Source organism: Streptomyces sp. WELS2, assembly GCF_013870595.1.
Taxonomy (GTDB): Bacteria; Actinomycetota; Actinomycetes; order Streptomycetales; family Streptomycetaceae; genus Streptomyces.
In genome coordinates this window covers 1-8,598 of sequence record NZ_JACBWZ010000218.1, presented here as the reverse complement: position 1 = coordinate 8,598, position 8,598 = coordinate 1, and the positions used below count along the sequence as shown (strand labels likewise).

General features: G+C 72.0%; 6 protein-coding genes and 2 pseudogenes. 5 read left to right on the top strand and 3 right to left on the bottom strand.

The annotated features are described in order from the left end of the window. Positions 1-99: 99 nt before the first annotated feature. Together H5J33_RS15285 and H5J33_RS15280 are read right to left on the bottom strand one after the other, a co-directional pair. Positions 100-1,692 (bottom strand): MFS transporter, encoded by a 1,593-nt coding sequence (locus tag H5J33_RS15285; RefSeq protein WP_181795466.1) that lies wholly within the window; start codon positions 1,690-1,692, stop codon positions 100-102. A gap of 174 nt (positions 1,693-1,866) precedes the next feature. Next, entirely contained in the window at positions 1,867-2,340 is a 474-nt protein-coding gene (locus H5J33_RS15280; protein WP_181795465.1) for a MarR family winged helix-turn-helix transcriptional regulator, read from the bottom strand. A gap of 173 nt (positions 2,341-2,513) precedes the next feature. Between H5J33_RS15280 and H5J33_RS15275 the strand changes: the two genes are divergently transcribed. From H5J33_RS15275 to H5J33_RS15265, 3 genes and pseudogenes are all read left to right on the top strand, one after another. Further along, positions 2,514-3,134 (top strand): L-threonylcarbamoyladenylate synthase, encoded by a 621-nt coding sequence (locus H5J33_RS15275; RefSeq protein ID WP_181795464.1) that lies wholly within the window; start codon positions 2,514-2,516, stop codon positions 3,132-3,134. Positions 3,135-3,258: 124 nt separating this feature from the next. Further along, positions 3,259-4,013: pseudogene (locus tag H5J33_RS15270) on the top strand (dienelactone hydrolase family protein). A 151-nt stretch (positions 4,014-4,164) separates the two neighbouring features. Next, positions 4,165-5,364 carry a glycoside hydrolase family 64 protein gene (locus tag H5J33_RS15265; protein ID WP_181795463.1) on the top strand — a complete coding sequence of 400 codons (1,200 nt, stop codon included), beginning with the start codon at positions 4,165-4,167 and terminating at the stop codon, positions 5,362-5,364. Positions 5,365-5,422: 58 nt separating this feature from the next. Here the strand turns inward: H5J33_RS15265 and H5J33_RS15260 are convergent, their stop codons facing one another. Further along, complete coding sequence (locus H5J33_RS15260; protein ID WP_181795462.1) at positions 5,423-7,825, bottom strand: M4 family metallopeptidase; 2,403 nt, start codon at positions 7,823-7,825, stop codon at positions 5,423-5,425. A 450-nt stretch (positions 7,826-8,275) separates the two neighbouring features. Here H5J33_RS15260 and H5J33_RS37480 point away from each other — a divergent pair. Together H5J33_RS37480 and H5J33_RS15250 are read left to right on the top strand one after the other, a co-directional pair. Continuing rightward, a pseudogene (locus H5J33_RS37480) lies at positions 8,276-8,404 on the top strand (SAM-dependent methyltransferase); the annotation flags it as partial. Continuing rightward, positions 8,401-8,583: a hypothetical protein gene (locus H5J33_RS15250; protein WP_258565111.1), complete on the top strand. Its 183-nt coding sequence runs from the start codon at positions 8,401-8,403 to the stop codon at positions 8,581-8,583. The pseudogene H5J33_RS37480 and the gene H5J33_RS15250, both read left to right, overlap by 4 nt. Positions 8,584-8,598: the final 15 nt, after the last annotated feature.

The window sequence follows — 8,598 nt, the reverse complement described above, 5'->3', positions numbered from 1 at the left end:
GGTGGGGGGAGCCCCGGGCGTCTCAGGGGTCGGATGCCCCGCATCACGGGATGTACGCAGTCGAATTCCGGCCGATCCGGAAAACCTCCGGCGCCGGTCTCATCCCTCCCCGGCCCGCGCCCCCTCCTTCATCCCCGCCGCCGCGAGGGCCACGCCCAGCAGGCAGAGGGCGCCGGTGACCACCGCGGAGGCGTGCACGCCGTTCATGAACGCACGGCCGCTGCCCTCGGCCACCGCCGCGCGCAGGGTGCCCGGCATGTCCGGGGAGACGGGGGCGACGCCCATGGCCACCGCGTCCTTGGCCTCGGCCAGCTTCCCGGCCAGGCCGCCCGGCACGCCGGCGCCGGTCAGCTCGGTGCGCAGGGTGGAGCCGACGCGGGCGCTGATGACGGAGACCAGCACGGACGTGCCGAGCGCGCCGCCGATCTGCAGCGTGGTCGCCTGGAGGCCGCCGGCCACACCGCCGTCCCGTACGGGCGCGTTGCCCACGATCGCGTCGGACGAGGCGGACAGCACCATGCCGACGCCGAGCCCGAGCGCCACGAACGGCGGCCACATGGTGGCGTACGAGGAGTCGCCGGTCCAGCTGAGCAGGGTGAAGCAGGCCGCGGCCTGGAGCAGCATGCCGAGCGGCATGCAGAAGCGGGCGCCGAACCGCGCGGTCAGGGCGGCGCCGAGCGGGGAGGCGACGAGCGAGGCGAGGCTCAACGGCAGGGTCCGCACGCCCGCCTGAACGGGTGTCAGCCCGCGCACGTTCTGCAGATAGAGCATGACGAAGAAGATCACGCCCAGCATGACGAAGAAGTTGAGCGCGGTGATGACCGTGCCGACGGTCAGGGCGCGGCTGCGGAAGAGCCGCATCGGCAGCAGCGGGTTGCGCACACGGGTCTCGTGCCGGCCGAACAGGAGGAGCAGGAGCAGACCGACGCCGATCGCGGCCCAGGTGCCGGCGGACGTCCAGCCCCAGGTCTCGCCCTTGACGACACCGAAGACGACGCTCAGCAGGCCGAGCGCGAGCAGCACGACACCGGTGACGTCGAAGCCGTCGTCACCGTCGGCGTTCTTCGACTGCGGCAGCACGAACGCGCTGAAGGCGCAGGCGACCACGCCGATGGGCAGGTTGATGTAGAAGACGGACTCCCAGCTGACGTGCTCCACCAGCAGACCGCCGACGATGGGGCCCAGGGCGGTGGACACGGCCGAGACCATCGCCCAGATGCCGACGGCCATGCCGAACCTGCGGGGCGGGAACACGGCCCGCAGCAGGCCGAGGGTGTTGGGCATCAGCAGCCCGCCGAAGACTCCCTGGAGCGCGCGGAAGGCGACGACGCCCGGGATGGAGCCGGACAGGCCGATGGCGACGGAGGACAGCGCGAAGCCGGCGACACCGGCGAGGTAGAAGGTGCGCCGGCCGAACCGGTCGCCGAGCTTGCCGCCGAGGATCAGGGTGGCGGCCAGGGCCAGCAGATAGGCGTTGGTGACCCACTGCAACTGGGCGGTGGACGCGTGCAGTTCGCGGCCGATCTCGGGGTTGGCGATCGCGACCACGGATCCGTCGAGCTGGACCATGAACAGGCCGAACGCGACGGCGCACAGGGTGAGCCAGGGATTGGCGCGCCGCCGGGCGGCGGCGGTGGCCGGTGCCGCGGGAGTGGCGGGCACGGCGGAGTGATCCACGGAGGTGGACGGCATGGCTGAGCCTCGTCTGATACGGGGTGGAAGAGGGATACGGGTGTAAGCCGGGAAAGACGCCGGAGCACGCTCACGCCCACGGGTGTCCCGAGTGAGGGGGCGCGAGGGTCGGGGCGCACGAAAGCGCGCACGCCCGGGTGCGCGTACGGACGCGGGGGTGTACGGAGGTACGGGTCAGTGCGCGGCGGCGCGCAGTCCGCGCGTCAGTGACACGAGCGCGCCGAGGGCGGAACCGAGCGCGTCCAGCTCGCCCTCGGTCAGTGCGCCCAGGACCTGGGTGAGATGACCGGCCTGGAGTGCGTGCACCTCGGCCAGGCGCCGCCGGGCGACCGGCGTGAGGCGCAGCCGTACGATCCGCTTGTCCGTGCTGTCCTGCCGGCGCTCCAGCAGACCCTGCTCGGTGAGCTGGGAGACCAGCGCGCTGACGTTGTTGGGCTTCATCAGCAGGGCCTCGGCGGCCTCACGTACCGTGGCGCCCTCGTGCTCGGCGACGTGCCGCAGCAGGTTGAGGTGTCCCTCGGGCGGCTTGGGGTGGGGGAAGTCGCGGGCGACGCGACGGTCCAGGGCCCGGTACAGCGCCGGCAGGGCGTCGGCGAGCGCCGAGGCGACGCCGGCGATGTCCCGCTGAGGGGCGCTGGATCCGGACATGCCTCCGAGAATAGGTATGGGGTCATACCCATGTCAAACAGGTATGTCCTCATAGGTATCGACCGCGGGGATCTCCGCCGGACGCCCTGCCCGGGCGTGGGGTGCGGGGGACGCGGAGGCGGATGGCCGCCCTCGAGGCGCGTGTGGTGTCCGGGACGGCATAAGCTCGACGGGTGGCGAAGTACTTCGACGTGCACCCCGACAACCCGCAACCGCGCAGCATCGCCCAGATCGCCGACGCGGTGCGCTCGGAAGCGCTCATCGCGTATCCGACCGACTCCTGTTACGCGCTCGGATGCCGGCTGGGCAGCCGGGACGGCATGGACCGGATCCGTGCCATCCGCCGGCTGGACGACCGGCACCACTTCACGCTGATGTGCCGGGACTTCGCGCAGCTCGGCCAGTTCGTCCGGGTGGACAACGATGTCTTCCGGGCGGTGAAGGCGTCCACCCCCGGCAGCTACACCTTCATCCTCCCGGCCACCCGCGAGGTGCCGCGCAAGCTGATGCACCCGCGGAAGAAGACCGTGGGCGTGCGCATCCCGGACCACGTGGTCACCCAGGCGCTGCTGGCGGAGCTGGGCGAGCCGCTGCTGTCCAGCACGCTGCTGCTGCCGGACGAGGAGGAGCCGCTGACCCAGGGCTGGGAGATCAAGGACCGGCTGGACCACGCGGTGGACGCGGTGGTCGACTCCGGCGAGTGCGGCACCGAGCCGACGACGGTGGTCGACTTCTCCGGCGGCGAGGCGGAGATCGTCCGCCGGGGCGCGGGCGACACCAGCCGCTTCGACTGAGCGCCGGGCCACGCCCGGCACGCGTCGGCGCGTCGTCGATCTTGCGTGACAGCATGGCCGTAGCCATGGCGCCGGGAGCCACCGCCGCCCGCCGCCCGTTGTCCCGAGGGAGGGCCTGTCCACCATGACCGATGTCCGGCGAGACGATGTCGACATCCCGACCGAGGACGGCGTCGCCGACGCCTACCTCGCGCACCCCGCCGACGGCCGCCCCCATCCCGGCGTGCTGTTCTACCAGGACGCCTACGGCCCGCGACCGCACCTGAGGTCGATGGCCGACCGGCTGGCCGCGGCCGGTTACACCGTGCTGCTGCCCAACGTGTTCTACCGGCTCGGCCGGGCGCCGGTCGTGGACCTGCCCGAGTTCATCGACCCCGGCGCCGACCCGGCCATCTGGGAGCGGCTCGGCCCGATGCTGGCCGGCCTGACACCGGACCTGGTCAGGCGGGACGCGGGCGCCTACCTGCGCTGGCTGGCCGACAGCCCGCTGGTGACGGACGGTCCGGTCGCGCTGACCGGCTACTGCATGGGGTCCCGGCTCGCGCTGTGGACGGCGGGCGCCCACCCGGACCGGGTCGCCGCGGCGGCCGGTTTCCACGGCGGCGCACTGGCCACCGACGACCCGGACAGCCCGCACCTGGAGGCGCCGCGGATCACCGCGGAGCTGTACTTCGGGCACGCCGACGAGGACGCGTCGCTGCCCCCGGCGCAGATCGCGCGCTTCGAGGAGGCGCTGACGCCGCCGGTGTGCGCCACACCTGCGAGGTCTACACCGGCGCCCACCACGGCTACACCCAGGCAGACACCCCCGCCTACCACCGGGAGGCCGACGAGCGGCACTGGGCGGCCCTGCTCGACCTGCTCAAGCGCACGTTCTGACCGGCCCGGCCCGGTGCCCGCCGGCCGGCGGGTGCCGGGCCGATGCCGTCCCGGACATTGACATGAACCCGTCGTGGCTGGAATCTGAGAGCGCTCTCAGAACTGGTACGGACCATATCCGTACGACCCCGACCCCACACGGAGGTGGAGAGTGCCTCACACGCTCACGCGGGGCGTGCTGCCCCTGGCCGCCGCGACGGCGCTGCTCGGCGGACTGCTCGCGCTCGGCACCCCGGGCCGCGCCGACGCCGCCGTCCCCGACACCATCCCCCTGAAGATCACCAACAACTCGGGCCGCTCCGAACCGGTCTACGTCTACGACCTGGGCACCCAGCTGTCCTCGGGACGGCAGGGCTGGGCCGACGCGGACGGCGTCTTCCACGCCTGGCCGGCCGGCGGCAACCCGCCGACCCCCGCGCCGGACGCGGCGATACCCGGCCCGGCCGCCGGCCGGTCCACGACCATCCGCATCCCGAAGTTCTCCGGCCGGATCTACTTCTCCTACGGCCGCAAGCTGGACTTCCGGCTGACCACCGGCGGACTGGTCCAGCCGGCCGTGCAGAACCCGTCCGACCCCAACCGCGACATCCTCTTCAACTGGTCGGAGTACACGCTCAACGACGCCGGGCTGTGGCTCAACAGCACCCAGGTGGACATGTTCTCGGCGCCGTACGCGGTCGGGGTGCAGCGCGCCGACGGCGGGGTGACCACCACCGGGCACCTCAAGTCCGGCGGCTTCAGCGGCTTCTTCGCCGCGCTGCGCGCCCAGCCGGGCGGCTGGGGGAACCTCGTCCAGACCCGTTCCGACGGCACGGTGCTGCGCGCGCTGTCCCCGCTGTACGGGGTGGAGACCGGGGCCCTGCCGGCGAACGTGATGGACGACTACGTGAACCGGGTCTGGCAGAAGTACACGACGTCGACGCTGACCGTCACGCCGTTCGCCGACCAGCCGAACACCAAGTACTACGGCCGGGTCTCGGGCAATGTCATGAACTTCACCAACTCCGCGGGCACGGTCGTCACCAGCTTCCAGAAGCCCGACGCGTCCAGCGTCTTCGGCTGCCACAAGCTGCTGGACGCGCCCAACGACACCGTCCGCGGGCCCATCTCCCGTACGCTGTGCGCCGGTTTCAACCGGTCCACCCTGCTGGTCAACCCCAACCAGCCGGATGCCACGGCGGCCGACTTCTACCGGGACGCGGTGACCAACCAGTACGCGCGCGCGGTCCACGCGCAGACGGCCGACGGCAAGGCCTACGCGTTCGCCTTCGACGACGTCGGCCACCAGGAGTCGCTGGTGCACGACGGCAGTCCGCAGCAGGCGTACCTCACCCTGGACCCGCTCTCCTGACACGGCGCGGTCCCGCACCCGGTGCGCCGGGTGCGGGACCGCGAGCGGTGTCACGTGATCAGCCGGTGGTCAGGGCGGTGTCGTCCACGACGAAGCTGGTCTGGAGGCCGGAGTCCTCCACGCCGTTGAACTTCAGCGTGACCGTGGAGCCCGCCAGCGAGGACAGGTCGAAGGTCTTCTGGCTGTAGCCGGAGGCCGCGTCGAGGTTCGAGTAGGTGGCGAGGGTCTTCGAACCGGCGGTCACCGTCAGCTTGTCGTACTGGGTGCTGGTGGTGGTCTCGTCGGTGTCGATGTGCAGGTAGAAGGTCAGGGTCGCCTTGCAGCCCGCCGGGACGGCCACCGACTGGGACAGCGTGTCGGTGTGCGTGGAGCCGTAGCCGTTCAGCCACGCCTTGTACGAGCCGCCGTGGGCCGGTTCGCCGCTGTCTGTGGTGATGACGCCGCTGGTCGAGGTCCAGCCGGTGCTGCCGGACTCGAAGCCGGGGTTGGCCAGCACCTGCGTGGCCGAGCAGCCGCCGCCGGCCGGGCTGACCGTCCAGGCGAAGGTGGCGGTGCCGGTCGCGCCGGTGGAGTCGGTCACCGTCACGGTGGTGTTGTAGCCGCCCGCCGTGGTGGGCGTGCCGGAGATCAGACCGGTGGAGGCGTTGATCGACAGGCCGGCGGGCAGGCCGGAGGCGCTGTAGGTCAGCGCGCCCGTGTTGGTGCTGCTCGCCTGGATCTGCAGGTTCACGGCGGTGCCGACGGTGGCGGACTGGCTGCCGGGGTTGGTCACCGTCACCCCGCTGCTGGGCGGGTTGATGTGGCTGCCGACGTTGATGCCGGCGAAGGCGTTGCCGACCGCCGCGTACTGGGCGGAGTTGGTGCCGTACAGCGCGGCGGCGGCGTTGAGCGCGGCGGTGCGGGCGCCGGCGTAGTCGGTGCTGGACGTCATGTACGTCGTCAGCGCCTTGTACCAGATCTTCAGCGCGGCGTCGCGGCCGATGCCGGTGACGGCGACACCGTCGGAGGTCGGGCTGTTGTACGTGACGCCGTTGATGGTCTTGGTGCCGCTGCCCTCGGAGAGCAGGTAGAACATGTGGTTCGCCGGGCCGGAGGAGTAGTGGACGTCCAGGCCGCCGAGCCCGGAGTACCAACTGTCCTTGGAGCCGCCGTCCTTGCTCGGCTTGTCCATGTACCGCAGCGGCGAGCCGTCGCCGTTGATGTCGATCTTCTCGCCGATGAGGTAGTCGCCGACGTCCTTGGGGTTGTTCGCGTAGAACTCCACGCCGGTGCCGAAGATGTCGGAGGTGGCCTCGTTCAGGCCGCCCGATTCACCGCTGTACTCCAGGCCCGCGGTGTTGGAGGTGACGCCGTGGCTCATCTCGTGGCCGGCCACGTCCAGCGAGGTCAGCGCGTGGGTGTTGCCGGAGCCGTCGCCGTAGGTCATGCAGAAGCAGCTGTCGTCCCAGAAGGCGTTGACGTAGCCGCTGCTGTAGTGGACCCGGCTGTAGGCGGCGACGCCGTCGTTGCGGATGCCGCTGCGGCCGAAGGTGTTCTTGTAGAAGTCCCAGGTCTCCTGGGCTCCGTAGGCGGCGTCGGCGCCCGCGGTCTGGGTGTTGGAGCCGGTGCCGTCGCCCCAGACGTCGTCGGCGTCGGTCATCAGGGTGCCGGTGCCGGAGGTGCCCCGGTTGAGGTTGTAGGTCTTGTGACCGCCGCGCGTGGTGTCGTTCAGCTGGTGCGTCGAGCCCGACAGCGTGGTGTTCAGGCTGACGGTGCCGCTGTACTGGGTGTTGCCGGTGCCGGTCTTGACCGCCTGGTAGCGGTACAGCTCCTTGCCGGTGGTGGCGTCGGTGATGACGTGCAGCCGGCTCGGGGTGCCGTCGTCCTGGAGGCCGCCGACCACCGTCTCCCAGGCCAGCTTCGGGGTGCCGGCGCCGGCCCAGATCACCTTGCGGGCGCTGTCCGTCGAGGGCTTGACCGCGGCCAGCGCCTTGGCGGCCTTCAGCGCCTTGGCCTCGGCGGTGGCCTTGGTGACGGTGGCGGTGGTGGAGGGCACCTTGATCGTGCGCTTGGTGTTGAAGGTGGTGCTCACGGTCCCCTTGGCCAGCGAGGCGGGCGGGGTGTGCACGACGAGGTCGCCGCCGAGGACGGGCAGTCCGTCGTAGGTGCGCTCGTAACGGGTGTGCAGGGTGCCGTCGTTGTCCTTGACGACGTCCTTGACGACCAGCTTCTCCCGCGTGCCGAGGCCGAGGGTGCGGGCGGTGTCGGCGGTCTTCGCCCGGGCGCTCTCGACGAGTGCCTGGTGCTGGGCCGGGCTGAGCTTCGCCTCCAGTCCGCCGGTGCGCAGCGGGCCGGGGTGGGGGGCGGCCGGGGCCGCGGTCGCCGGGACCGCCTGGAGGCCGACGGCGAGGAACGCCGCGGTGGACAGCAGTGCGGCCGCCGCCGTGGCGCGCTTGTGGGGAAGGGGTCTGTGGGGTCTCACTCGTACTCCTCCTGCCGCGGTCGCCGGTCGGCGGCCGGTGAGGTGATCGACGGGCAGCGGGGTCTGCTGCCCGGGTGAGCTGAGCCGTGCGGTGCCGCGATCCGTGAACGGGTGGGGTGGATCGGCGTGCGCAGGGAGAATGACAGCATTGACCGAGCCATGTCACCTCTGGCCGGGTCAATCGAGGGTTTTCCCTATCGGCCCGGCAACGGCCGACCGGGAGGTGAACGGCCGGTGTGGGGGCGTGGGCCGGGCAGGGGCCGGCGAAGGCTTTGGGGGTGGGCCGTGGCCGGATCCAGGCCCCGGACGGGAGAAGGAACACCGCTGAGGACCCATCCGGCGCCGCACCCGGCGATCGGCACCTCGGTGCCGCACCCGGCCCGCATCCGGAACCGCCGGCCCGGCGGGAAGGACAACCACCCGGTCGGCGAGGCGGCCGGCGACGCGCGCACCGCGTTCTTCGACGGCTTGGAGCCGGTCGAGCCCGGCGTCGTGCCGGTCACCCGGTGGCGTCCCGGACCCGGTGCGCCCGCCCTGGGGATCGTCGCCGAGCACGGGGGCCTCGCCCGCAAGCCGTGACCGTCGCACGGACCGGGGTGATCGCTGCCGTGCCGGCCGGCGGCCTCCGGCCGGGCAACGCGGCCCGGGACTTCGCGGACACCGTGCGGCGCTCGATCGCCGACCCCACCGTCTACGCCACGGCGGCGCGCGCCCTGCTGAAGGCGCTGGAGAGCCACCCGCGGACCCGCTCATCGTGATCGGCGGCGCCGGGA

Bases quoted from the DNA above. Each gene is read 5' to 3' on its own strand.
- H5J33_RS15280 (WP_181795465.1), bottom strand. From the start codon at position 2,340: ATGTCCGGATCCAGCGCCCCTCAGCGGGACATCGCCGGCGTCGCCTCG.
- H5J33_RS15285 (WP_181795466.1), bottom strand. From the start codon at position 1,692: ATGCCGTCCACCTCCGTGGATCACTCCGCCGTGCCCGCCACTCCCGCG.